The sequence below is a fragment of the Desulfitobacterium sp. PCE1 genome, from assembly GCF_000384015.1.
GTDB lineage: Bacteria > Bacillota > Desulfitobacteriia > Desulfitobacteriales > Desulfitobacteriaceae > Desulfitobacterium > Desulfitobacterium dehalogenans.
The window spans coordinates 2,937,532-2,960,659 of record NZ_KB913023.1 but is presented as its reverse complement, the minus strand read 5'-3'; the positions used below and the strand labels follow the sequence as shown (position 1 = coordinate 2,960,659).

The window sequence follows — 23,128 nt, the reverse complement described above, 5'->3', positions numbered from 1 at the left end:
ATTATGATTTCATCCAATGAATTTAAGACGGGTCTAACAATCGAAGTGGACAATGATGTGTATACAATTATTGAGTTCCAGCACGTTAAGCCAGGTAAAGGTGCGGCTTTTGTAAGAACTAAATTGAAGAATGTAAAAACCGGCGGTATTATCGAGCGGAAGTTCAATGCAGGTGAAAAAGTGCCGAAGGCTCATGTGGAGCGTCGCGAAATGCAATATCTCTATAAAGATGGCGAGCATTTCGTTGCTATGGATAATGAGACCTATGAGCAAACCTCTTTGACTGAGGCTCAAATCGGTGATGGAGTAAAATATCTTAAAGAGAATATGAACTTAGGTATCCTTTTCTTCAACGGCACTGTCATTGGCGTCGACCTTCCTAACACCGTAATTCTTGAGGTTGCTCATACTGAACCCGGTGTTCGCGGCGATACAGCTACAGGCGGCTCCAAACCGGCAACTATGGAGACTGGTGCAGTGGTTCAGGTTCCTTTCTTTGTCAACGAAGGAGAAAAATTGATCATCGATACCCGCACAGGAAACTATGTCCAACGGGCTTAAGGATAGCATATCTTCATAGATTCTCGAATCATAATACCTCCTTTAGGGAACCCTTTTGTTAGAAAAGGTGTACCAGAGGGGGTTTTTATTGTATGAAGTTAAGTATTATCCCTTTAGGGGGAACCGGTGAAATCGGCAAAAATCTCTTGGTATTTGAATTTGGAGATTCCATTATTGTCATTGACGGTGGGGTTAAATTTCCCGACGATGAACTTTTAGGAATCGATCTTGTTATACCGGATATTACTTATTTAGAGAAACGGAAGAGCAAAATTCAAGGTATCTTCATTACCCATGGCCACGAAGATCATATTGGCGGTCTGCCCTTTATTCTGCCTAAATTAGAAGCCCCCGTTTACGGCACTAAGCTCACCATGGGTTTGGTTCGGGCTAAGCTAAGAGAACGTGGCGGATACCCGGAAAATTTACTGAGGATCATTAATCCAGGGGAGCCTGTTAAGATGAGGGACTTCGAGGTCGAAGCCTTTAGGGTAACCCATAGTGTACCGGATGCCGTAGGATATGGAATTCTGACTCCCATAGGACGAGTGGTATACACCGGGGATTTTAAAGTGGATTATACTCCCATTGATGGTCAGGAGATGGATTTAGGAAGGTTGGCAGCCTGGGGTCAGGAAGGAGTTTTAGCGCTGCTCTGTGATTCTACCAATGCAGAGCGCAGCGGCTCCACCATTTCAGAGAAGGTTGTGGGGAAAACTTTGAGGGATGCTTTCTCCAGGGCTGAAGGAAAAATAATTATGGCTACCTTTGCCTCCAATGTTCATCGTATACAACAAGCACTTGAGGCAGCGGCCATACTTAAGCGGAAGGTATGCGTGGTAGGCCGGAGTATGGAAGCGGTAGTGGCCACTGCCAAGGAACTAGGGTATCTCCACTTTCCTGATCCGGATATGCTGATTGATCCCGGTTCAGTGAATGAGATATCACCATCCCGTTTACTTATCCTAACCACGGGCAGCCAGGGAGAACCCTTGGCGGCTTTGACACGGATGGCTACCGGAAGTCACCGTCAGGTGAATGTTTCGGCAGGGGACACTGTAGTTATCTCAGCCACACCTGTTCCAGGGAATGAAAAACTCATTGGAAGAACGATCAATCATCTGTTCCAGATAGGAGCAGAGGTCATTACGAAGGATATGGGACTGGTTCATGTCTCCGGACACGCCAATCAAGAGGAGATTAAGCTCATCATTCGCTTAACCCGGCCGAGATTTTTAATTCCTCACCATGGTGAAGTAAGACATCAGGTGGCCTTCCGCAAGATTGGCAATCTTATGGGTTATGATGATCAAAAGATTGCCATAACTCAGATTGGAACTCGTGTTCTTCTGGATACGGATAAGATGGAATGTGCCGAACGGGTGGAATCCGGCAGCGTTTTTGTGGATGGATTGGGGATTGGTGATGTGGGGCAGATCGTCCTCAGGGATCGTCAGCAGCTCTCCCAGGATGGAGTGGTAGTGGTAGTGGCGGCACTTAGTAAAGGATCTCCTACCACATTGGTGTCAGGACCGGATATTATCTCCCGCGGCTTTACTTTTATGAAGGAGGCAGAGGAACTGGTGGAGGGGGCAAAGAAGGTTGTCGCGGCCAGTATCGAAGCTCAGATCAGCAAAGAGCGCTGGGAATGGGGAGTTCTCCGAGGGTCCATCCATGAATCCTTAAGTCAATACCTTTGGGATAAAACCCGCAGAAGGCCCATGATCCTACCTGTGCTCCTCCAGTTTTAGGAGCTATGGCTGGGAACCAAGGGAACTGATAAAGTGGTCCTCCGGACCAAGGTGCTTGTTGTGACAGCAAAGAGACTCGATGAGCCTGGATAGGCAATCGGGTCTCTTTTTTTTCCTGAAAAAGGTGACTGCCCATGGACAAGTTTTTTGGCGGGGAGTACGAAAAGCATGTCTAAAACTTTAGGTACAGACATACCTTTTTAACAAAGGGGGACAACACCGTGTCGCTGCGTTATACCTTACATTCCGCGAAACCCAATCCTGAACTCAAATCCAAATCGATAACTTTTTCTGTAAATCAGGAGAAAGAGGAAGAAAAAAAGTCCCTGGAGGATTTTGGACGTTGGTTCGGAAACAATCTCGCTCATATTTTCATGCAGATTCATGCTATGGCTTTCAAAGATATGGAAGAAATCCGCTTGCGCGTCAATCGGCCCCTTTTGATCCGGGGTCATCATAAAGAACTGTTCATTGATGGACAGGGTAGAGTTGTTGCAGCAGAAAAAGGGTATCGGGTTCAGCGGGAAGATGTTTTGCAAGCCTTGGAACGCATGACTCAAAGCTCCCTATATGCTGCCGAGGAGGAAATGAAACAGGGGTTTATCACTCTGCCTGGGGGGCATCGGGTTGGGATCACGGGTGAAGCTATCATGAAGAACGGGGAAGTACAGACTCTGAAGCATATTTCAGCTTTGAATATCCGCTTGGCCAAGGCCGTTGAAGGCAGGGCAGAGCTTATTTTACCAAAGCTTTTAACGAAAGAAGGGGCTTTGCATCATACTTTAATTCTTTCACCTCCACGAGGAGGGAAGACCACCCTGCTGAGAGATTTAATCCGAAGACTCAGCGATGGCAGTCCTGGACTAAACCTGCCGGGGCAGACTGTAGGGGTGGTAGATGAACGGAGAGAACTGGCCGGTATGTGGCAGGGGATTCCTGCTTATAACTTAGGGTGCCGTACCGATATTCTGGATGGCTGTCCCAAACGCATGGGCATCAACATGCTCATCCGCTCCATGGCTCCTCAGGTGGTGGCCGTGGATGAGCTAGGGCATCCTGAAGATGTGGAGGCTGTCTTGGATGCTTTGAGAACGGGGGTAAAAATTTTAAGTACCGCCCATGCATCCAATATGGACGAGGCATTGAAACGTCCCACCCTAAGGTCTTTGTTCGAGCTCGGGGTTTTTGAACGGGTGGTTGTACTCAGTCGCCGCCAAGGGCCCGGAACCGTGGAAGAGATTATCATTTTGGAGCAAATGCATAAGAGCCATTTAGGGATGGTAAGGGGGAATGATCTTTGATTTGGGTGGGTGCTTTTTTAATGATTATGGGTTGCGGAAGTTTAGGGCTCTATAGTGCCGCCCGCATCCGCAAAAGGCCGGTGGAATTGAGGGAGTTCCTGACGGCTCTAACCCTTCTTGATACGGAAATCTTTTGGGGGAATACTCCCTTGCCGGAGGCTTTTTCAATTTTAAAGGACAGGACGGACGGAGCATGGTCCGGGTTTTTTGCAGAATTAGCTGAACGGCTGCATAAAGGAGAAGGGGCCTATGATGCCTGGAATGCTACTATTGAACACCAAAAGAAGAATTTTTGCTTAAAGACTGAGGATTGGCAGGTGATAAAAGACGCAGGTAAAGGCCTGGGACGCTCTGATCGTCAAGAACAGCATAAGCAAATAGAGTTGGTCAAACAACAAGTTTCTCTTGTTAAAGAACATGCAGCCCAATGGTCTGAGAAACAAGCCAAGATGTGGTCCTATCTCGGATTTTTGGGGGGAGCCGCTGTAGTTCTCTTCTTAATTTAGGCAGATGAGGTGGAGAATATGGATTTTTACATGGTGATGAAAATAGCGGGAATCGGGCTTCTGGTGGGAGTTCTCGTCATGGTTCTGGAGCAGGCCAACCGCAAAGATATTGCACAGCTTACCGTTTTGGCAGGGGTTGTGGTCGTTCTCTATATTGTAGTTCAGGCTGTGGCTGACCTTTTTAACCTTGTACGCAGTGTATTTCAGATCTATTAGGGAGGTCTGAATGTGGAGATATGGCAGATTGTAGGAATTGCCTTAGTGGTAGCCATTATCGGGGTGGTTTTAAAAGAATTACGCAAAGAAATTGCCCTTCAATTGACAATATTGACCGGAGTCATTATCTTTACCCTGATTCTGGACAAAATCAAGATCGTCATCGATTTACTGCAGAATCTTGCGGATCAGGCCAATATTAGCTCTTACTACTTGATTATTGTCTTAAAAATTGTTGGGGTCGCCTATCTGGCGGAATTTGGTGCTGATATCTGTAGGGATGCGGGAGAAAAAGCCCTTGCAACTAAAATAGAGATCGCCGCCAAAGTGGGGGTCTTAGTTCTGGCGATTCCTATTATCGTAGCGATACTGGAGTCCGTTATGCGACTTGTGCCGTGAGGTGAAAAAATGCAGCGAGTAATTCTAATCTTTCTTTTCTTTTTTTTCATAGGAAATGGGACAACTCCCTCCTTGGTTTATGCTGAAGGAGAAATCACTGAACCTTCGGCAGACCTTGCCGTTCAAGTGGATCTGACAGAAGTTCGGGGATTTCTGGAGCAGATTGATCGGGATGTTCAGGAGTCTTTGCCCAATTTTTCCTTAGCTAAACTCTTTGATGACCTGCGCCAAGGTAATATTAATCTTCACCCTGTGGAGATTGGCAGAACACTGCTCGCTTTATTAGGAAAAGAGATTCTTGAGAGTGCTCCCTTAATCGGAAAGCTCTTAATTCTGGCTGTATTGACCGCTGTTCTTCAACAACTTCAATCGGCATTTAGCGGTGAAGTGGGAAAAATGGCTCAGATTCTTGCCTATTTAGTGCTGATGGGGATTGCCCTGGCCACCTTCCAAATAGCCATAAAAGTGGCCTCTGATTCCATTCAAACCATGACAGGGTTCATGCAGACCCTCCTCCCGGTCATGATGACCATGCTGGTGGCTATGGGAAATTTGACCACTGCCGCCTTATTCAAGCCTATAGTATTAGGCAGCTTGACCTTTTTGGCTACCTTAATCAAAACTGTAGCCTTACCCTTGTTCTTTTTGGCTGCAGTACTGAAACTCTTTAATCATATTTCCAACGAATTCAAACTCAGCAGACTAGCCGGCCTCCTGGAGTTTACCGGAAAATTAAGCTTAGGTATTATCCTAACCGTCTTCATTGGAGTCATGGCGGTTCAAGGGGTTACGGGAGGAGTGGCTGATGGAGTGGTTCTGCGTACAGCAAAATACTCCGCAGACCTGATCCCTGTGGTGGGTAAATTCTTTAAAGATGCAGTGGAATTGGTGGTTACTTCAGGACTCTTGTTAAAAAATGCTTTAGGGATCGTAGCCATTATCGCCCTGGCTTTAATTTGTTTAGGTCCGGTGGTTAAGCTGGTCGCCATGATTCTGGTTTTTAAAATCTCCTCGGCTTTGATTGAACCTCTTGGACAAAAGGAATTAGCGGATACCCTTCAAGAAATGTCCAAGAGTTTGATCTTTATTTTTGCATCCGTAGCCTCTGTAGCGATCATGTTCTTTATGGCCATTACCGTGGTGGTGGGGTCCGGCAATTTAACCGTAATGCTGCGGTAGGGGGGTGAGGTTTTTGGAGAGTTTACAAACTCTTGTTCGCAATTTAGCTATCATCTTGCTTTTGGCAAGCTTTCTGGAGATGCTGCTCCCTAATAAGTCCATGAAGGGCTTCGTCAAACTGGTTATGGGATTGTTTGTCATTTCGGCGATCCTTACTCCCATTACTTCATTATTGGGAATGACCATGGAGAGCACAATACCGGCTTGGACCGAAAGCTCCGCCCAGGAGTTGGCGGTTCTTGCCTCTGGGGAAGAGGGCGAGACCATCGGTACCAATGCAGTGCAAGAGCAGTACAAAGCCATCGTCGTCAACCAGATTAAAGCCTTAAGCGTCGGAATTGAGGGAGTTAAGGAGCTTCAGGTGAACGTGGATTTGGCTGAAGGCTCAAGAGGATTGACAGATATACCTCGCATCAACCGGATTATGATTCATTTGGATCCCGAGGAACAGGGAATCCAACCTATTGAAGACATTGTGATCAGCATGGATGAGCCCAAGTCGGATAAGGAGCCGGTATTGTCGGCAGCAGCTCTGGAAATCCGGGATAAAGTAGCTGTCTTTATGCAGATGCCCAGGGAACAGATCATTATAACGGAAGGGTAGATTTTCATACTGCCTGCGGCAGTGCCGGCAGTGGGTGAAAAAGCTGCTTGGGTCGTGTAGCTTTGCGCACAACGCTCACTCTATAGCTCCGGGGCTGGTCAACCCGCTTTCTTAACAGTCAAGCCAAACCTCTGGGTAATACCTGATGTGAACCGGTGGCTCGTCCAAGTTAAGAAAGCCTTGTTGACCCGACCACCCCTCCGCTAAAGCCGTTCGCCCTTGTGCGTAAAGCTACGCTTGTAGGTCTCTTTTAGCACTTCTTTAGAGCATATTTTATGAGCCTTTTTCAGATCTATTTTCTGGGTAGACTCCCATGCTGCTGCTGCAGCACCAGCAAAAGATGAGAAGTGTTATCCGGGTCAGGTAGCGTACCTATATCACACCGCTCAGACCCGAAAGGCAGCCCAAGGATTTTGCTTTACAGAAGTGAACGGATTTAAGCGAGCAGGTAAGCAATCTTTGCGAAAGACTGCAGCGGAGTCGGGTTGGAAACAGGACGTTTCCAACCGGCCATTGAGAACAAGTGCGAAAGCAGTGCTTTCGAGGAGCGATTTGGCCGGACCGAAACCCGGACGAGGGTTTCGCCCAAGCCGCCACACCACAGAGAATGACTTAACGGCGCAGGTACCGACGGAGTGGAGGTCTTGAGCGATTAGATTGCTCCGCATAGCTTATGGAGTGAACGGCGTAAAGCAAAATCCTGAAGATCCCCGCCCCGGGACCCCTGTTTCTGGAGAATCCGCTTCCAGCCAACCGGCTTGCAACTTTTTTTCGCAGTCGTTGCCCATGCTGCTGACAGCACGATCAATGATAAAAACAGAAAAGATTAGAAAGTAAGGGAGGAATAACTCATGAATCTTTTTAAAGATATCCAGCCCAAAATCCTAATTCCCGCTGTGCTCGTAGTAGCTGCGGTATGTATGCTGCTCTATAGCAAAGGTGGGGGCAGTGCGCCGGTGGTGCCCATGAATCAGGCCGTGGAGACCCGGGATCCCGTTGAAGTTACCCGAATCAGCACTTTGGAAAAAGAAATGGAGAAGAAGTTGGTACAGAACCTTCAGCAGATGTCAGGGGTTGGAAGTGTTCAAGTATCCGTAACCTTATCCTCCAGTCTTCGTTCCGATTATGCTACCAATGGCAGTGTGACCAAGAAAACGACGAAAGAGTCCGATAAAAGTGGCGGGACACGGGAGTCCACAGAGGTCACCGAAAACAATCAGCTGGTGATGCCCAACGGTGCCAGCCAACCGGTGATTGTCATGGAAGAACGGCCTAATGTTGCAGGAGTTCTGATCATTGCCGAGGGGGCCAGCGATCCGAATGTCCGGGAAAATATCCATAACGCCGTACGAACTTTATTAAATATTCCTTCCGATAAGATCAATGTTCAGCCCATGGGAGGGGTACTATGAAAATCATGACTCTGAAACGTTGGGGTGATTTAAGCAAAGGACAAAAATGGCTGCTGGTGGGAGTTGTCATGGTAGCGTTTCTGCTGCTGTACACTATTTGGCATCTGGTTCACGGCAATGAAACCTTTAGCCGTCCCACTCAAGAAAGTGTACCGGTCCAGGCACAGCCGGAAAGCCGGAGCATTTATTTTTCCTCGGAGGTGGTCAAGCCTTTGCCTCAAGGAGGGGATTATTTTGTCAATTATCGGCTGCAGCGGGAAGCTTCCCGGCAAGAGGCCAAGAATATGCTGGCTCCCCTTTTAGATTCCAGTGTTGTAAAAACAAGGGAGGAAGCCCAAGGAAAATGGCTACAGCTGAGTCACAAGATTCAAAAGGAAGAAGAGATAGAGAATCTCCTTAAAATCAGTGGAATTAAGGATGCCATCGCTGATTTTGGGAATAATGAAGTTGCAGTTATTGTCTATGCTCCCAATCTGGAAGCAGCAGAAATCAAGCTCATTCGCGACATTGTTCTTCGTGTTACCAATACTTCCAAAGATCAAATCCGAATATCTTACCGTTATTAACATCAAAAAGATTCTGTGCATGGCAGCCATGGGATTATCAAAATATAAAGTACAGAATCTTTTCGATTTGCGCATAGATCCGATCTCGAAGTATATACTGTATACTTTGGCGTGATATTGTATACTTGACGATGTTTCGTTGAAAAAGATTTACCAGTTTCATATAATAAAACATAAACCAAATTTAGAAAGAGAAAAGTGATACAGGGTATTAGAGAGAGGGGTTATGCTGGATGAAACCGGTAAAAATTACGGATACGACACTGCGTGATGCTCATCAAAGCCTTTGGGCTACCCGGATGAAGACAGAAGATATGCTCCCTATTCTAGCAGAATTGGATCAAGTGGGATATCATTCCCTTGAGGTCTGGGGCGGAGCGACTTTTGATGTGTGCCTGCGTTTTCTTGGGGAAGATCCCTGGGAAAGATTAAGAACAATAAAACAGCATGTCAAGAAAACCCCATTGCAGATGCTGTTAAGAGGGCAATCTTTAGTGGGGTATCAGCATTATCCTGATGATGTGGTTCGGGAATTTGTTCAACTGAGTGTAAAAAATGGAATTGATATTATTCGAATTTTCGATGCTTTAAATGATGTTCGCAATATGATTGTTCCCATGGAAGCGGCCAAAGCAGCCGGAGCCCATGTTCAAGCTTCCGTGGTCTATACCATCAGTCCTGTGCATACTTTGGAGCATTACCTGGAAACAGCTAAAGCCCTTGTGGATTTAGGAGCGGACTCCATTTGCATTAAGGATATGGCTGGTCTGCTGACCCCACAGCGTGGGCATAAACTCGTCAGATTGCTCAAAGAGGAACTAGGGGTCATGGTTCAGTTACATACCCATTATATCGGCGGTATGGGAACCATTGCCTATCTCAAGGCTGCCGAAGCGGGTGTGGATGTTATCGATACAGCCAGTGTTCCCTTAGCCTTCGGTGCAAGTCAACCACCCGTAGAGCTTGTGGTACGGGCGCTTCAAGAATTTGAATTCGCTCCGGAGATGAACATTCCTCAGCTCTTTACCATTGCCAATTATTTTGAGGATCTCCGCAAGAGCAGAGGCTTTGAACGGGGAATCACTCGCATTTCGGATATGCGTGTCTTTGAACACCAAGTACCCGGAGGAATGATCTCCAACCTCGTATCCCAACTGGAAGAGCAAAAAGCCCTTAATCGCATCAATGAAGTGCTTGACGAGATACCCAGTGTTAGGGCAGAATTGGGTTATCCACCCTTGGTAACGCCAACCAGCCAAATCGTGGGGACTCAAGCTGTATTGAATGTGTTGAGCGGGGCAAGATATAAATTAGTGCCTGCCGAGGTTAAGGCCTATGTCCGTGGGCTTTATGGCAGACCTCCCGCACCCGTGGATCCCGAGATCCAGAAGCTGATTATCGGAGATGAAGAAGTCCTCACTATTCGTCCTGCGGATAAATTAGAACCTGGTCTTAAAAAGGCAGAACAGGAAAGCAAAGAGTTTGCCTTATCCCGGGAGGATGTCTTGAGTTATGCCCTGTTTCCACAGGTGGCTAAAAAGTTCTTTATTGAGAGAGAGAAGGGAGTCACGGTCGCTGCTAAAAGCCCGTCGGTCCCAGTTTCGAAGGAGGATTCCAAAATGGATTTAAAAGAAATCAAAGAGCTCATAAAACTTATCGGAGACACCGATATCACAGAGTTGAACCTTGAAAGCCAAGGAGTAAAAGTCGCCATCAAAAAGGGCAGTACGGCCGTACCGGCCATGGCACTGCCTGTAATGGGAGGAACGGCCACGGAAGTCAGCCTCCAGCCTGCATCGACAGTGGTCGGTGCACCGGTGGTTAAAGCTTCCCCAGAAATTCAAAACCCTGCTGAAGCTCCTAAGAAAAACCTACAATACATCAAAGCGCCTATGGTGGGAACCTTCTATCGTTCGCCGGCTCCAGATGCTCCATCCTTTGTTGAGCTGGGACAGATGGTTAAAGAGTCCCAGACGGTATGTATTATTGAAGCCATGAAACTCATGAATGAGATAGAGGCGGAAATCAGTGGACGAATCGTAGAGATTTTGGTGGAAAACGGTCAACCGGTGGAATTCGGTCAGCCTTTGTTTGCAGTTGAATAATGAGGAGATAGGCAGCATGTTTAAAAAGATATTGATAGCGAATCGGGGAGAGATTGCCTTACGGATCATAAGGGCGTGCCGGGAAATGGATATTGAGACCGTGGCCGTCTTTTCCGAGGCTGATCGGGATGCTTTGCATGTCCGGGAAGCTGACCAGGCACTATGCATCGGTCCCCACCCTTCAGCCAGGAGTTATTTGAATATCCCCAATATCATCAGCGCTGCTGAGTTAACCGATGTGGATGCTATTCATCCCGGTTATGGGTTCTTATCGGAGAATGCACGATTTGCCGAGATTTGTGAATCCTGCGGTATCACCTTTATCGGTCCTTCGCCGAAAGCGATTGAAACCATGGGCGATAAAGCGACTGCCCGTAAGACCATGATCGAAGCCGGGGTCCCGGTGGTTCCCGGTTCCAAAGAGGTGCTTACCGATGTGGAATCCGCCTCGGTTTTGGCCAAGGAGATTGGGTATCCTGTCATGATCAAAGCCTCGGCGGGAGGCGGAGGTAAAGGGATGCGCATTGCCCAGAACCCCAAAGAACTGGCCAAATCCATTCAAGCTGCTCAAAGTGAAGCTCAGGCAGCCTTTGGCAATTCGGAGATTTACTTAGAGAAGTATGTGGAGGAACCTCGTCATATCGAGTTTCAAATTCTGGCGGACAAACATGGCAATGTGATTCATCTCGGAGAACGAGACTGCTCCCTGCAAAGGCGGAATCAAAAATTACTGGAGGAAGCTCCTTCCAGTGCCCTTACTCCCGAGCTGCGTCAAGCCATGGGAGAAGCGGCAGTAAAGGCTGCCAAAGCTGCCAATTATTCCAGTGCCGGGACCATCGAATTCCTTCTGGATAAGCACGGAAATTACTACTTCATTGAGATGAACACACGAATTCAAGTCGAGCATCCGGTGACGGAGCTTATAACCGGGATTGATCTGTTGAAAGCGCAGATCCGCGTTGCAGCCGGTGAGCCTTTAGGAATTAAACAAGAAGATGTTCAAATTCGCGGCTGGGCTATGGAATGCCGGATCAATGCAGAAAACTCAGAAAAGAACTTTATGCCCTCACCGGGGACCATCGAATTCTATCATCCTCCGGGCGGCCCGGGAGTTCGGGTGGACAGTGCTGCTTATCAGGGCTATACCATCCCACCTTATTATGACTCCATGATAGGAAAGCTGATCGTTTGGGGTGCTGATCGGGAAGAAGCCATCCAAAGAATGAAGCGTGCTTTGGAAGAGTTTTATATCGAAGGAGTTCACACCACTATTCCCTTCCATCTCAAAGTGCTGGACAATGCTTTTTTCCGTCGGGGAGAAGTGTACACAAACTTTATACAAAGGCGGATTTTAGGAGAATAGATAGTACATTCACCTTTGCCAGCATGGTATTCTTTTGTTATAATGACAAAAGATACTTATGGATTTATTAAGTGGATATGAGGTGAAAATATGGAAAAACCAGATATAGAAAATACACTGGGAACGATAAAGATTGCAGATGAAGTGGTAGAAATCATTGCCGGTCTGGCTGCTTCTCAAGTGGAAGGTGTAGCCGGCATGAGCGGTGGTCTTGTGGGAGATATCGCCCAGATGCTTGGTCGCGGCAAGAACCTCTCCAAGGGCGTTAAGGTTGAAGTTGGAGAACAGGAAGCTGCTGTCAATCTTTATCTCGTTGTGGAATATGGTGTGTCTATACCTGAGGTGTCTTTAAAGGTTCAAGAAGCCGTGAAAGAGGCTATTGAAGGTATGACCGGTCTATTAGTAGTAGAAACCAATGTCCATGTCCAGGGAGTTAATTTCCGCCCTGTTCCAGAGATTAAAGATGAAGAACTTGCTCGGTTAAAATAAGCGAATGGATTTACCCCCCCTGGTGACCAGGGGGGGTAAACAAATATAAGGTGGTGACCGATTTGATAGGGTATAGTGTTGGTGCCTTATTGGTAGTCATAGGGGGATATATTTTAGCCATAGGTACTGGGTGGAGACTTCCTTATGAACTTATATTGGATGGATTAAACTGGTTAAGAGCCAATACTTGGGAAAGCTTAATCATAGCCATCTTTATTATAGTTCTGGGAATATTGCCCTTCATAAAACCCCGAAAAAGCATAGACCATACCTTCCGCACAGTTTCCCAGTTAGGTGAAGTGCGGGTTACTGTGGATGCCATTGGGGATCTAATTGTGCGCAGTGCTCAGAGTAAAAATGGGGTGCGTCTGGTCAAGCCTTTGATTAAGCAGAGGGAAGATGGACTGGAAATTCTTCTGGACTGCCAATTTAATCCTGAAACGGTGATTACAGAGGTGTCAGAGCAACTGCAGACTCAAATCAAAGAGGATGTAGAACGTTTCACCGGAATTAAAGTTGCTGAGGTGAAAGTGTTGGTGCGCCGTTTGGATCCTGTTCAGCCCAATCGTTCCCCGCGAGTCAGGTAAGCTTTTGAACGGAGAGTAATACATAATATAGTGATCTATGACATAAATCCGTGACCTAAATTAATAATTCTAGGAGGAACCTATGAGCCGCAGATTAGCTCGGGAGACCGCATTGCAAGTTTTATTCCAGCTGGACATGACCGGGGAAAACCAAGATCTGAAGCCCACAATTCACAAATGGGCGGAGGAATTTGCTGTTCCGGAAGGAAGCATTCCTTTTGCGGAGGAACTGGTGGAAGGAACATGGACCCATAAAGAAGTGATCGATGAGAACCTGGAGAAATTATCCGAAGGCTGGTCATTATCACGCATGGCCAATGTGGATCGGAATCTTTTACGTCTTGCCAGTTATGAAATTCTCTTTCGGGAAGATATTCCCGGCCGGGTGACCATTAATGAAGCCATAGAGATTGCTAAACGCTATGGTAGTGAAGAATCCGGCAAATTCATCAATGGGATATTGGATAAGGTCGTAGAAAGCGTCAACAAAAGGGATGAAAAAGGGAATGACACTCTACCTCGGAATTGATACAAGTGCATATACCACTTCATTAGCGATTGTGGATGAGCGGGCTGAGCTGGTCTATGAAAATAGGAAGGTTTTGACCGTTCCCAAAGGTGAAAGAGGGCTCGCTCAATCGGCAGCCCTTTTTCAGCATGTTCAGAATTTGCCTCAACTGGTGACCTCGGTGCCGTCGGAATACTGGGAGAAAATCAGTGCTCTGGGAGTAAGCACTGCACCTCGTCCTCTCAGAGAGTCCTATATGCCGGTTTTTCTTCCCGGATATGGTGTGGCATCGGCTATGGCTTCTGCCCGCTGTATCCCCTTGGTTGAAACCAGTCATCAGGAAGGCCACTTGGCGGCAGGAATTGCCTCCAGCAAGCTGAAAGAATCTCATTTTCTGGCCGTTCATATTTCAGGGGGAACCACTGAGCTATTGGAAGTTCATCATGTTCAGCCGGGAAAACTCGATATACGGCTTTTAGGAGGGACAACGGATCTCCATGCCGGTCAATTCGTTGATCGGGTGGGAGTCCGTTTAGGTCTGCCCTTTCCAGCGGGCAAAGACTTGGAGGAGTTGGCCCGCAAGGCCGATCCAGAGGCAGCGGCATGGCTTCCTTCGGCTGTCAGGGGATTTGAAGTGAGTTTTTCCGGAGTGGAAACCGCTGCGCAAAGGTTAATCGATCAGGGCAAAAATCCCGCCGATGTGGCTCGAGCCGTGGAAGGGTGTATCGTTCGAACCTTAGGAAAACTACTGCGGGCAGGAATGGAAAAGACAGCATTAGCAGAAATTCTCATTGTGGGTGGTGTAGCTTCCAATCAATTCATCCGCAAAGAACTGGAAAAGAAACTTGTTAAACATGCCAACCTTCACTGGGCACAACCCGATTGGAGCCGGGATAACGCGATTGGTGTGGCAATACTTACCTTGGAAAAAGTCAGGGGACGTATAATATAGGCAGGAAATATGACAGACCATATCGAATAGTTAGAAAGTTGTTATCTTTTTGTATAGAAATTAAGGAGGAGTGCACGTGTATCGGGTAGTGAAAAGAAGGCAGCTCGCTTCAGCTCCCTGCATCGTTTTGCTGGAAGTTGAAGCCCCAGCAGTCGCAGCAAAAGTCGAACCAGGCCAATTTGTCATTGTGCGTATGGATGAACAATCTGAACGTATCCCGCTCACCGTCATGGACTTTGATCGGGAAAAGGGCACCATAACCATTGTTATTCAGGATGTAGGCTATTCCTCAGCTATGATTAACTCCATGGAGGAGGGGAGCTACTTCCTTGATTTTGTAGGTCCCCTGGGGGTTCCTTCCGAAATTGAGAATCATGGTACAGTGGTCTGCATTGGAGGAGGACTCGGCGTGGCACCGGTATACCCCATTGCCCGGGCCTTAAAAGAAGCAGGCAATAAGCTTATTTCTGTCATTGGTGCACGGAGTGCCGACATCCTTATTCTTGAAGAAGAAATGGCTGCTATCAGTGATGAGCTTGTCATTGCCACCGATGATGGGAGCAAAGGGATCAAAGGCTTTGTCACCAATGGCCTGGAGCAGATTCTTGCTCAAGGGACTAAGATCGATGCCATTTGGGCTATCGGTCCGGTGGTCATGATGCGTTCCGTAGCCAACTTTACCCGTCCCTTAGGTATCAAAACCATCGTCAGCATGAATCCCATCATGGTGGACGGTACGGGGATGTGCGGTGCATGCCGCCTTACTGTAGGGGATGAGACCAAGTTTGCCTGTGTGGATGGGCCTGAGTTTGACGGTCACCTGGTGGATTTTGATCTGGCAATGAAGCGGCTCAGTTTTTATAAAGATGAAGAAGAGCGTGCCAAAATCTCTAAAGACTGTGATTGCGGAAAGGGGGCGCAATAATAATGGCTTTAAAAGTACCCCGTCATGAAATGCCCTGCCAGGACCCAAAAGAGCGTGCTCACAATTTCAATGAAGTCGCCTTGGGATATGCTTCGGAAACTGCTATCGAAGAGGCTCAACGTTGTCTTCAATGTAAGAATCCCAAGTGTGTTCAGGGCTGCCCTGTGAATATTTCCATTCCAGAATTTATCCAAAAAATTACGGAAGAGGATTTTGAAGGAGCTGCAGCAATTATTAAGCAAAGCAGTTCCTTGCCCGCAGTGTGCGGTCGGGTCTGTCCCCAGGAGTCCCAGTGTGAGGCTAAATGTATCTTAGGGATCAAGGGTGAATCGGTGGCCATTGGCCGCCTGGAGCGCTTTGTTGCTGACTACGAAATCAGCAAAGGATGTAAAATTCCTGAGGTGGCTCCACCCAGCGGTAAGAAGGTTGCCATCATCGGTGCGGGGCCGGCAGGCTTAGCCTGTGCCGGCGATTTGGCCAAGGCTGGGCATAAAGTAACGATCTTCGAGGCGCTCCATGTCGCCGGCGGAGTTCTGATGTACGGTATTCCTGAATTCCGTCTGCCCAAAGATATTGTTCAAAACGAAATCTGTAACCTAGAACCCATGGGTGTTGAGATTCTGGTTAACCAAGTGGTGGGTAAGGTGACCTCTGTCCATGAGCTTTTGCAAAATGGCTATGATGCGGTGTTCATCGGCACAGGGGCCGGACTGCCTAATTTCTTGGGAATTCCCGGTGAAAATTTAAACGGAGTCTATTCCGCCAATGAGTTCTTAACCCGTACCAATCTTATGAAAGGGTATCGTTTCCCTGAGTACAAGACTCCGGTTAAAGTGGGCAAGAAAGTTGTTGTCTTTGGTGCCGGTAACGTAGCCATGGATGCTGCCCGTACAGCGCTGCGTTTGGGTGCGGAAGAAGTCAGCATTGTCTACCGTCGTTCCCGGGCGGAAATGCCTGCCCGTCATGAAGAGCTTGAGCACGCAGAGGAGGAAGGGGTTAAATTCCAACTTCTTACCAACCCGGTATCCATCCAAGGGGATGAAAAGGGTGCGGTCAAGTCCCTTACCTGTCTCCGCTACGAGCTGGGAGAACCGGATGCCTCCGGTCGTCGCTCTCCCGTGCCCATCCCTGGATCTGAGTTTGACATTGAAGTGGATACTGTCGTTGTCGCGATTGGGCAAGGCCCCAATCCCCTGGTCACTCAATCCACTGAAGGATTGGAACTGAACAAATGGGGCAATATCGTAGTCAATGAAGAAACCCTGGAAACCTCTATTCCCGGAGTTTTCGCAGGGGGCGATATTGTGACCGGTGCCGCTACGGTTATTCTGGCTATGGGCGCCGGCAAGAAAGCCGCTGCGGGAATTAACGCCTATCTTAAGAATAAGGGTTAATTCCAGGCAGTAGAATTCAGGCAATTCAATAGCCAAAAAATAAAGCAAGCCTCTGGAGAATCATCTCTCGAGGCTTGTTTCGTATTTTTCAACCCCCCCAATCATGGATAACCCAGGGAGATTCTTCGGTTTCTTTAATAGGAATATAATCCCAATTATCCATACCTCTTCCTTCCCAGCCTTCGGAAAAAATCACATGAAGGCACATGGATTTATAGGGGTCCTGACCGTAGTTGGTACGATAGCTGCTCGGGGGAATGTTAGCTGTGGTATATTGACCCGGATATTCGATAGACTCAATTTTTAGTGTGTAATTACCAATGTTGCCATTGTTATAAAGCTCTTGTTTATACCTGCCGATTGTTTTGTTTAACGCTTTTAAATCTCCGTTATTTAAAGCATCAATATGATCTTTGATCACTTGTTTGCTTTCTTCGATATCTTTCGTGGTAATATTTTGCTCGACTAAAGAACTATTATTTTGAGTGTTGTTTTGCATAGGGGAGCAAGCTATCACAGTGAAGGAAAAAATGAATAGGAAGGCGGCTAAAATGAGCCTTTTCATGATTAAGGATCGCTCCTTTCGATATTTAAGTAAGGATGAGAACGGAATTGCTGAATCATTCAAAACAAATTCCGTTCTCGTGATATAGTTTGATTAACTACTGAAATTAGCGCTATTAAAGGACATTTTTCTGATATAGCAATTATTTCCGCCCCATGCTGTAATAAGCTCCCAAAGGTTACGGTTATATTTATCGTATGTGTGTTGAGACACCAGTACCTGGTTATATTCCGTTGTCGAAGAATCCAAGCTGTAGGTTACAAATACTGAGTGAGCATACTCTCCAGAACTACCGCTTCTAATCTGTAAAGCATTTCCATAATAGATGCTGCTTGGTGGAAGGTTATAGTAGGGCTGATTGTTGTTTGCTCCTGTTGCTCGCGGTCCGTCTCCTGTATTTGTCGTAACATAGTTCCACAGATTGGTGGCATTTTCCCAATTAGGAACTCCTCCTCCGATTGCACCCGCTTGCCATACATTGTTAACCATTCTGACCCTATTATAGATATTATTTTTGGTCTGCGTATCATTTCCTTCAATATATCCTCCGTAACCGGCCCAAATACATTGAGAGACAAAATTGGTACAATCATTTCCGCAAGCAGTATAAAAGAACCGGTCAGATTCACCTAGTTCAGCAAATCTATGCGCCCAATTACGGGCAAGCATTCTATTAAAGGAGTATGTTGCCATAGGAGTTACTTCGTTTGTCGGCTCCGTACCATTTATTGAATTATTTTCACTGCTTAGGGGATTGCCGGAAATATATTTAGTGGTATCTCGAATGCCCTGTGACCACTCCTTTGCTGTTTTATTAATAGCATCTATTTTGCTTGTCCGGGAAGAAGTAAGCTTTTCCTCAACGGATTGTTTGAAATGATCAAATTCATGGAAATCGGATTCAATGAAAGTTATTTTATATCCATTATTTTGATTGACTAGCTTAAATCGATAATCAATATTACTCATCGAAGATTCTGCGTCCGGTGTTGTGGAATACATATAATCACAATTCATCAACAGGCTTACATTAATGGCATCTTTTGCATAAGTAATCTCCTGATAATCCAGATCAGCTTTATAAGTGGTATATCTTAATCCTACTAATTTATTCCCATCAACGAAAACCTCGTGCATTTTCTTATATAATAAGGTGTTTTCGTTCTCTTCAACCAGATCATCTGAATCGATAAGCTCAAGGGTCTGATATGATTTGAAATAATTGTCAAAATACTGGGAGATCACAGATTTGACCGCCTCTTCCGCAGATAAAGGATTTGAATTACTTGTTGCTGCCAAAGTGTTAGGCGCAATACCGAATACAAATAACACAGCTACGAGCAGGAAAGCGAAGAAGTTTCGTCTGGTTTTCATTAAAATCAACCTCTTTCCAACTAAAAGGAGTGTTAATTTGGAAATAAAACATTCCGCTTGTCAATACCAATAACTTGAACTTGTGTAATAAGCCTTCTCTACCGATGCATCATTCTGATAAACTGCCCCTGTCGAAATCAGGCGGTAATAATACCCGCTTACGACATACTTTTTTGGACTAAATACCCGCTGTTGCTGTTTGAAGTACTCGCCCAGCTTTTAACCGTTTGCCAGCTTCCATTGGTGTATTGCTGGATGCTGGCGTCTATGACGACTTTATTTATGTTGCTGCGGGCATAAAGACTGGTATCAAATTGAGCTAAACCACTGCTGGAAATGTCAAAGGAATTGGTGAATTCAGTAATATTGACCCACATTGGGCCTACTTCTGGCTCCATTGCCTGACTTGTGCTCTGAGCAAATATCTGCATAGGGGTCAGACAAAGAATAAAAAGGGACAGGGCAAGAATTACTGCTTTTCTCCTCATGGTAATCACCCCCCTTCTTTGACTTAAGCATATACTTATGCTTTCGCCTATGTCTATTTTCGCAGGGGGCGATATTGTGACCGGTGCAGCTACGATTATTCTGGCCATGGGAGCTGGAAAGAAAGCCGCTGCGGGAATTAACGCCTATCTTAAGAATAAGGGTTAATTCCAGGCAGCAGAATTCAGGCAATTGAATAGACAAAAATAAAGCAAGCCTCCGGAGAAGTGTCTCTTGAGGCTTGCTCATATTATTCAAATTCCATAATCATGGATAACCCAGGAGATTCTTTGATTTCTTTAATATAACATGGAAGCACATGGATATATACCTTTGCCTCAAAGATTGCTACGTTCTAATTAGTTAGATAAAGTACATACAAAACGCACCATATTAAAGCGCAAACAAGAGTCATAATGAAAGTTTCTATCTTGGTGCTTTTATTGTCGCGAATTTTTTTGATTGCGGTGATGAGGGTCACGGGAAAGATAAGGACTCCAACCAGGCTTCCAAGTATTGCAATTACTTCAATAATCATATTAGTAGCTAATAATGTTTCCAGTATTGGTCATTCTTACAGCCTTTTCGACCATTTTTTCAACACCTGCAGAAAATCCTATACCAAACGCAACAGGTAATGAGAGAGAAGGTTCCAGAGACAAGATAGTATGTCCGTATCCAAAAACAAACGCAGCCTCTTTAATATGGTTAGTTCCTGTTCGACTTACTGTAACTATTAAAGCTCCTTTTTTGACATAATCGCTACTACTACCATTAATACTCATTGGAAATTTTGAGTAAGCGTGACCATAAGGGTTATCTGTTGCAACAGATGCAGTCGTTGAGAATTGATAAGTAGTACCGGTATAATTATAATGGTGTAATGTACAAGACGAAAATTCAAGTGCTAAATTGATTGGTTGACCAGCGGTATCTGTACCTTGCCATCTTATGCCGACAATATCCTTAATGGCAGGCCCAGACAGTATCGGACAATTCGACCAGTCCCAACTGAACTTAATTGAAAGAGTACCAACAGTTGCCGAAATCCCCTCAACAGTACAAGTCATTGTAGCAAGGATCGCACGCAGCTCTGGCGATTTTTCAATAGGAGAACCATCATAATTTTTTATGATTTGTGCTTGCTCTTTAGTGTATCCATACTTTTCTATCAGTTCTTCTGTAGGCATCTTAGAATACTTGAGTAAAGTTTCTTCAATTAAGTTAGATTTGATGGCTTTAATGGTTTCTGTTTCATACCCCTCTTTAAGCAATTGTTCATTTGTTTTATTTCTTGTGGAAACATAGACATCATATTCGTTAACAGTAAATGTATATGGTTGTGAATTGGTGATTTTTTCATCTAAAGAATTAGTGTTTAACTCTGAACTAGAAATTTCAGTTGCTAATACAGTAGTCCCCATAGTTAAAATCAACACAAGAGACAAAACACTTGAGAGTAGTTTTTTAAACATAGATATTCCCACTTTCTTGCTGTTTAGATTTGAATTATGTTGCTAGTCTATCAAACTAAATTAACTTAATACCAATAGCTTGACCCTGTGAACGAAGTTTGCTCCATCAGCACATCATTCTGATAGACGGCTCCTGTCGAAACCAGCCGGTAATAGTATCCGCTCACGACATACCATTTTTGAGCCAGATAACCGCTGTTGGTGTTGGAAGTGCTCGTCCAGCTTTTAATCGTTTGCCAGCTTCCATTGCTGTATTGCTGGATGCTGGCCTCAATGACAACTTTGTTTACGTTGCTGCGGGCGTAAAGACTGGTATCAAATTGAGCTAAACCGCTGCTGGAAATGTCAAAGGAATTGGTGAATTCAGTAATGTGGGTCCACATGGGGCCTACTTCTGATTCTGTTGCCTGACTTGTGCTCTGAGCAAACATCTGTATTGGGGTCAGACAAAGAATTAATAGTGACAGAGCAAACGCTATTATTCTCTTCCGCATAATATCACCTCCCTTCATTGTCCTTCATACCAATTAACAAATGAGGGATGAGAAATGTTACACATATTGAACAAAACTTTCAAAAAGATTTAGGGCGATTCTTATAATGCACTAAGAGATTGGCCGGAACCTGTAAGATAAGTCCTGCATAGAGAGAGCTTAAATGGGGATGTTTTCCTCTAGTTTGGTTTTTTCCACAAGTACAAGAGGGTGTCGCAAAACGTATTTTCATCACGTTTTGCGGCACCCCCAAGGACTTTACTGTGCCTATGAAACACATATACACATTACTATTGGAGTCGGCTTAAACGATCTACTCAACATCTTCAACGCCAGCATTATTGAGCAGTTTATTCACTATTTCTTTACTGTCTTCAGCTAAAGGGTTAAAGATTTTAAAGCTACCAACGACAGTCACACCATCAAAATCATATAGCGGTACTTCGCGATATGCTGGAGCGCTCTCCAGTTTTTTGTTCCACTCCAGAGCTTCTGTTGGGTTTTTAGGTAAATCATTATTAATATCAGCCTTTTTTATATACCCTTGAACACCATTATCTCCATCTGCCAAAATTAAGTCGGGTAAGCTTAAAGAATCAGGTGCATACATCCCGGAGCCATACGTCTGGCCATTCTCGTTAATTTTATATTGAGGAACAGCAGCAGTCGTTTGAACGGTCTCGGCAAATAAAGATATTGGACCAAAACTTAACGATCCAGCTATTAGACCTATAACAAGAGCGCCTGCGATAGTTAAAGCATGAGATCTTCTTTTAATCATAACTGTTACTCCACCTCCTAATTGTGTAAATATGGGGTATAACCACTAAACTTCTCAGTATAGTCATAGCCATTATATATGTTGAAATTACCTCTTGCTCTATAGTAGTCACTATAACCGCTATACCAATCCGTTGAAGTCCCCCATGACGTAGCAGTGAGTGAGTTGTAAGACCATTCAGAAAGACTTACATAAGATCCCACCGATTGCCTATACAAATACGCACGTGCTCCCATGTAACCTGCAGGTGCTGAATTGCCGCATTCTATGCCAGCGGATCCAGCGGCATGTCCACTATCGGTAAAGACAGTTGCATCACCCCAGTAAGCGTGATTATAAATGGTTCCAAATGATGATAGTGGGCTGGATGCACTAGCTGCTAAGGCCACAGCTGAAAACGAGAGAAAAAAACCCAAAACGAAAGTAAAAAAGGTAATTCTGAATCGCTTAAACATAATTTTCTCCTTTCATAATTTATACAGGTAAGTTATCCATGAATCTGAGGTTTAATATAGATACTCACCTCCCTTCTTTGACCTAAGCATATGCTTATACTTTCTTTTATGTCTATTCTGCATCGTTTTATAATGCTGGTCTATCCTCCACATGGAGGATATTTTCGACTGTTTTCTTCCTAAATGTGCATTTTATACACGAATTGAATCAACTCAATTTGGCTTGAAACTCCTAGTTTGCTGTAAATATGTTTGAGATGAGTCCTTACTGTAGTTATTTCAATATTTAATGTAGCTGCGATTTTTTACTGCTATAGCCTTTCGCCCTTAATCGCAGTACTTCCTTTTCTCTGTAGGTCAAGCTTTGGATAACCCGGTTTTGATCAGCCGGAAAATTCATGCCTTTCCTCCTTCCTAAAACGTTACACTTTAAAAGAATTAAAACTATAGTGCTGGATGCCGGCACCAATAATGATTTTGTCCTTCATACTAATTAACAAATGAAGAAGGGAGTCTGTTACACTTATTAAGAAAAAACTTTGAAAAGATTTAAGGATAATTGTTATAAGAGTTGCCTGTTTCTTGAAGAATCTCCAAACCTGTAAATTTAAGGATATTGTGCTATAATATAATAACCTTATTGCCCTGCCCAGATCACTAAAGCTCACCCTGAAAAAGGA

The 23,128-nt window shown here is 45.2% G+C and carries 26 protein-coding genes; 18 read left to right on the top strand and 8 right to left on the bottom strand.

The features are described from left to right. Positions 1-3 precede the first annotated feature (3 nt). The 18 genes from efp to gltA all read left to right on the top strand — a co-directional run bounded on the left by efp (position 4) and on the right by gltA (position 16,818). Complete coding sequence (efp, locus tag DESPCE1_RS0114770) at positions 4-561, top strand: elongation factor P (RefSeq protein WP_019850902.1); 558 nt, start codon at positions 4-6, stop codon at positions 559-561. 92 nt (positions 562-653) lie between these two features. Beyond that, entirely contained in the window at positions 654-2,312 is a 1,659-nt protein-coding gene (locus DESPCE1_RS0114765) for a ribonuclease J (RefSeq protein ID WP_014794735.1), read from the top strand. A 221-nt stretch (positions 2,313-2,533) separates the two neighbouring features. Next, the gene (spoIIIAA, locus tag DESPCE1_RS0114760) at positions 2,534-3,613 is read left to right on the top strand and encodes a stage III sporulation protein AA (protein ID WP_014794734.1); all 1,080 of its coding nucleotides are present in this window, start codon (positions 2,534-2,536) and stop codon (positions 3,611-3,613) included. Then, positions 3,610-4,119, top strand: coding sequence for a stage III sporulation protein AB (locus DESPCE1_RS0114755; protein ID WP_014794733.1), 510 nt, complete (start codon positions 3,610-3,612; stop codon positions 4,117-4,119). The genes spoIIIAA and DESPCE1_RS0114755 overlap by 4 nt, the downstream gene beginning before the upstream one ends. Positions 4,120-4,137: 18 nt before the next feature. Then, complete coding sequence (gene spoIIIAC / locus DESPCE1_RS0114750; protein WP_014794732.1) at positions 4,138-4,335, top strand: stage III sporulation protein AC; 198 nt, start codon at positions 4,138-4,140, stop codon at positions 4,333-4,335. Between the two features lie 12 nt (positions 4,336-4,347). Continuing rightward, positions 4,348-4,734 (top strand): stage III sporulation protein AD, encoded by a 387-nt coding sequence (spoIIIAD, locus tag DESPCE1_RS0114745; RefSeq protein ID WP_014794731.1) that lies wholly within the window; start codon positions 4,348-4,350, stop codon positions 4,732-4,734. A 9-nt stretch (positions 4,735-4,743) separates the two neighbouring features. Beyond that, complete coding sequence (spoIIIAE, locus tag DESPCE1_RS0114740; protein WP_014794730.1) at positions 4,744-5,913, top strand: stage III sporulation protein AE; 1,170 nt, start codon at positions 4,744-4,746, stop codon at positions 5,911-5,913. Between the two features lie 13 nt (positions 5,914-5,926). Continuing rightward, positions 5,927-6,517, top strand: a complete 591-nt coding sequence (gene spoIIIAF / locus DESPCE1_RS0114735; RefSeq protein ID WP_014794729.1) for a stage III sporulation protein AF — start codon at positions 5,927-5,929, stop codon at positions 6,515-6,517. A gap of 851 nt (positions 6,518-7,368) precedes the next feature. Further along, positions 7,369-7,929, top strand: coding sequence for a stage III sporulation protein AH (locus DESPCE1_RS0114730; RefSeq protein ID WP_014794728.1), 561 nt, complete (start codon positions 7,369-7,371; stop codon positions 7,927-7,929). Continuing rightward, a complete protein-coding gene (locus tag DESPCE1_RS0114725; protein WP_014794727.1) occupies positions 7,926-8,495 on the top strand; it encodes a SpoIIIAH-like family protein in 570 nt (189 codons plus the stop codon). Before DESPCE1_RS0114730 ends, DESPCE1_RS0114725 begins: the two co-directional genes overlap by 4 nt. Before the next feature lie 233 nt (positions 8,496-8,728). Continuing rightward, entirely contained in the window at positions 8,729-10,600 is a 1,872-nt protein-coding gene (gene accB / locus DESPCE1_RS0114720; protein ID WP_014794726.1) for an acetyl-CoA carboxylase biotin carboxyl carrier protein, read from the top strand. A 16-nt stretch (positions 10,601-10,616) separates the two neighbouring features. Further along, positions 10,617-11,963: an acetyl-CoA carboxylase biotin carboxylase subunit gene (accC, locus tag DESPCE1_RS0114715; protein ID WP_014794725.1), complete on the top strand. Its 1,347-nt coding sequence runs from the start codon at positions 10,617-10,619 to the stop codon at positions 11,961-11,963. A gap of 90 nt (positions 11,964-12,053) precedes the next feature. Further along, entirely contained in the window at positions 12,054-12,452 is a 399-nt protein-coding gene (locus DESPCE1_RS0114710; protein WP_014794724.1) for an Asp23/Gls24 family envelope stress response protein, read from the top strand. A 62-nt stretch (positions 12,453-12,514) separates the two neighbouring features. Then, positions 12,515-13,039 carry an alkaline shock response membrane anchor protein AmaP gene (gene amaP / locus DESPCE1_RS0114705; protein ID WP_014794723.1) on the top strand — a complete coding sequence of 175 codons (525 nt, stop codon included), beginning with the start codon at positions 12,515-12,517 and terminating at the stop codon, positions 13,037-13,039. An 82-nt stretch (positions 13,040-13,121) separates the two neighbouring features. Beyond that, positions 13,122-13,568: a transcription antitermination factor NusB gene (gene nusB / locus DESPCE1_RS0114700; RefSeq protein ID WP_014794722.1), complete on the top strand. Its 447-nt coding sequence runs from the start codon at positions 13,122-13,124 to the stop codon at positions 13,566-13,568. Beyond that, entirely contained in the window at positions 13,546-14,499 is a 954-nt protein-coding gene (locus DESPCE1_RS0114695) for a peptidase (RefSeq protein WP_014794721.1), read from the top strand. Before nusB ends, DESPCE1_RS0114695 begins: the two co-directional genes overlap by 23 nt. Positions 14,500-14,575: 76 nt before the next feature. Continuing rightward, on the top strand, positions 14,576-15,424 hold the full coding sequence (locus DESPCE1_RS0114690) for a sulfide/dihydroorotate dehydrogenase-like FAD/NAD-binding protein (RefSeq protein ID WP_014794720.1): 849 nt from the start codon (positions 14,576-14,578) through the stop codon (positions 15,422-15,424). Between the two features lie 2 nt (positions 15,425-15,426). Then, positions 15,427-16,818: an NADPH-dependent glutamate synthase gene (gene gltA / locus DESPCE1_RS0114685; RefSeq protein ID WP_014794719.1), complete on the top strand. Its 1,392-nt coding sequence runs from the start codon at positions 15,427-15,429 to the stop codon at positions 16,816-16,818. Positions 16,819-16,906: 88 nt separating this feature from the next. Here the strand turns inward: gltA and DESPCE1_RS0114680 are convergent, their stop codons facing one another. The 8 genes from DESPCE1_RS0114680 to DESPCE1_RS23815 form a co-directional block, all read right to left on the bottom strand. Continuing rightward, positions 16,907-17,383 carry a hypothetical protein gene (locus DESPCE1_RS0114680; protein ID WP_019850901.1) on the bottom strand — a complete coding sequence of 159 codons (477 nt, stop codon included), beginning with the start codon at positions 17,381-17,383 and terminating at the stop codon, positions 16,907-16,909. Between the two features lie 93 nt (positions 17,384-17,476). Next, entirely contained in the window at positions 17,477-18,757 is a 1,281-nt protein-coding gene (locus DESPCE1_RS0114675; protein WP_019850900.1) for an amidase domain-containing protein, read from the bottom strand. 158 nt (positions 18,758-18,915) lie between these two features. Next, entirely contained in the window at positions 18,916-19,245 is a 330-nt protein-coding gene (locus tag DESPCE1_RS21940; RefSeq protein WP_019850899.1) for a hypothetical protein, read from the bottom strand. A gap of 537 nt (positions 19,246-19,782) precedes the next feature. Further along, positions 19,783-20,718, bottom strand: a complete 936-nt coding sequence (locus DESPCE1_RS0114660; RefSeq protein ID WP_014794716.1) for a hypothetical protein — start codon at positions 20,716-20,718, stop codon at positions 19,783-19,785. Between the two features lie 65 nt (positions 20,719-20,783). Further along, a complete protein-coding gene (locus tag DESPCE1_RS0114655; RefSeq protein ID WP_014794715.1) occupies positions 20,784-21,212 on the bottom strand; it encodes a hypothetical protein in 429 nt (142 codons plus the stop codon). A gap of 313 nt (positions 21,213-21,525) precedes the next feature. Further along, positions 21,526-21,993, bottom strand: coding sequence for a hypothetical protein (locus DESPCE1_RS0114650; RefSeq protein WP_014794714.1), 468 nt, complete (start codon positions 21,991-21,993; stop codon positions 21,526-21,528). Between the two features lie 17 nt (positions 21,994-22,010). Next, positions 22,011-22,448 (bottom strand): hypothetical protein, encoded by a 438-nt coding sequence (locus DESPCE1_RS0114645; RefSeq protein ID WP_014794713.1) that lies wholly within the window; start codon positions 22,446-22,448, stop codon positions 22,011-22,013. Between the two features lie 179 nt (positions 22,449-22,627). Next, positions 22,628-22,726 (bottom strand): helix-turn-helix transcriptional regulator, encoded by a 99-nt coding sequence (locus DESPCE1_RS23815; RefSeq protein ID WP_242835440.1) that lies wholly within the window; start codon positions 22,724-22,726, stop codon positions 22,628-22,630. Positions 22,727-23,128: the final 402 nt, after the last annotated feature.

Coding starts and splice junctions, on each gene's coding strand:
- spoIIIAC (WP_014794732.1), top strand. CDS start 4,138: ATGGATTTTTACATGGTGATGAAAATAGCGGGAATCGGGCTTCTGGTG.
- nusB (WP_014794722.1), top strand. CDS start 13,122: ATGAGCCGCAGATTAGCTCGGGAGACCGCATTGCAAGTTTTATTCCAG.
- gltA (WP_014794719.1), top strand. CDS start 15,427: ATGGCTTTAAAAGTACCCCGTCATGAAATGCCCTGCCAGGACCCAAAA.
- DESPCE1_RS0114730 (WP_014794728.1), top strand. CDS start 7,369: ATGAATCTTTTTAAAGATATCCAGCCCAAAATCCTAATTCCCGCTGTG.
- efp (WP_019850902.1), top strand. CDS start 4: ATGATTTCATCCAATGAATTTAAGACGGGTCTAACAATCGAAGTGGAC.
- DESPCE1_RS0114675 (WP_019850900.1), bottom strand. CDS start 18,757: ATGAAAACCAGACGAAACTTCTTCGCTTTCCTGCTCGTAGCTGTGTTA.
- DESPCE1_RS0114655 (WP_014794715.1), bottom strand. CDS start 21,212: ATGCGGAAGAGAATAATAGCGTTTGCTCTGTCACTATTAATTCTTTGT.
- DESPCE1_RS0114710 (WP_014794724.1), top strand. CDS start 12,054: ATGGAAAAACCAGATATAGAAAATACACTGGGAACGATAAAGATTGCA.
- accB (WP_014794726.1), top strand. CDS start 8,729: ATGAAACCGGTAAAAATTACGGATACGACACTGCGTGATGCTCATCAA.
- DESPCE1_RS0114695 (WP_014794721.1), top strand. CDS start 13,546: ATGACACTCTACCTCGGAATTGATACAAGTGCATATACCACTTCATTA.
- DESPCE1_RS0114650 (WP_014794714.1), bottom strand. CDS start 21,993: ATGATTAAAAGAAGATCTCATGCTTTAACTATCGCAGGCGCTCTTGTT.
- spoIIIAE (WP_014794730.1), top strand. CDS start 4,744: ATGCAGCGAGTAATTCTAATCTTTCTTTTCTTTTTTTTCATAGGAAAT.
- DESPCE1_RS0114680 (WP_019850901.1), bottom strand. CDS start 17,383: ATGAAAAGGCTCATTTTAGCCGCCTTCCTATTCATTTTTTCCTTCACT.
- DESPCE1_RS0114725 (WP_014794727.1), top strand. CDS start 7,926: ATGAAAATCATGACTCTGAAACGTTGGGGTGATTTAAGCAAAGGACAA.
- DESPCE1_RS21940 (WP_019850899.1), bottom strand. CDS start 19,245: ATGAGGAGAAAAGCAGTAATTCTTGCCCTGTCCCTTTTTATTCTTTGT.
- accC (WP_014794725.1), top strand. CDS start 10,617: ATGTTTAAAAAGATATTGATAGCGAATCGGGGAGAGATTGCCTTACGG.
- DESPCE1_RS0114645 (WP_014794713.1), bottom strand. CDS start 22,448: ATGTTTAAGCGATTCAGAATTACCTTTTTTACTTTCGTTTTGGGTTTT.
- DESPCE1_RS0114765 (WP_014794735.1), top strand. CDS start 654: ATGAAGTTAAGTATTATCCCTTTAGGGGGAACCGGTGAAATCGGCAAA.
- DESPCE1_RS0114660 (WP_014794716.1), bottom strand. CDS start 20,718: ATGTTTAAAAAACTACTCTCAAGTGTTTTGTCTCTTGTGTTGATTTTA.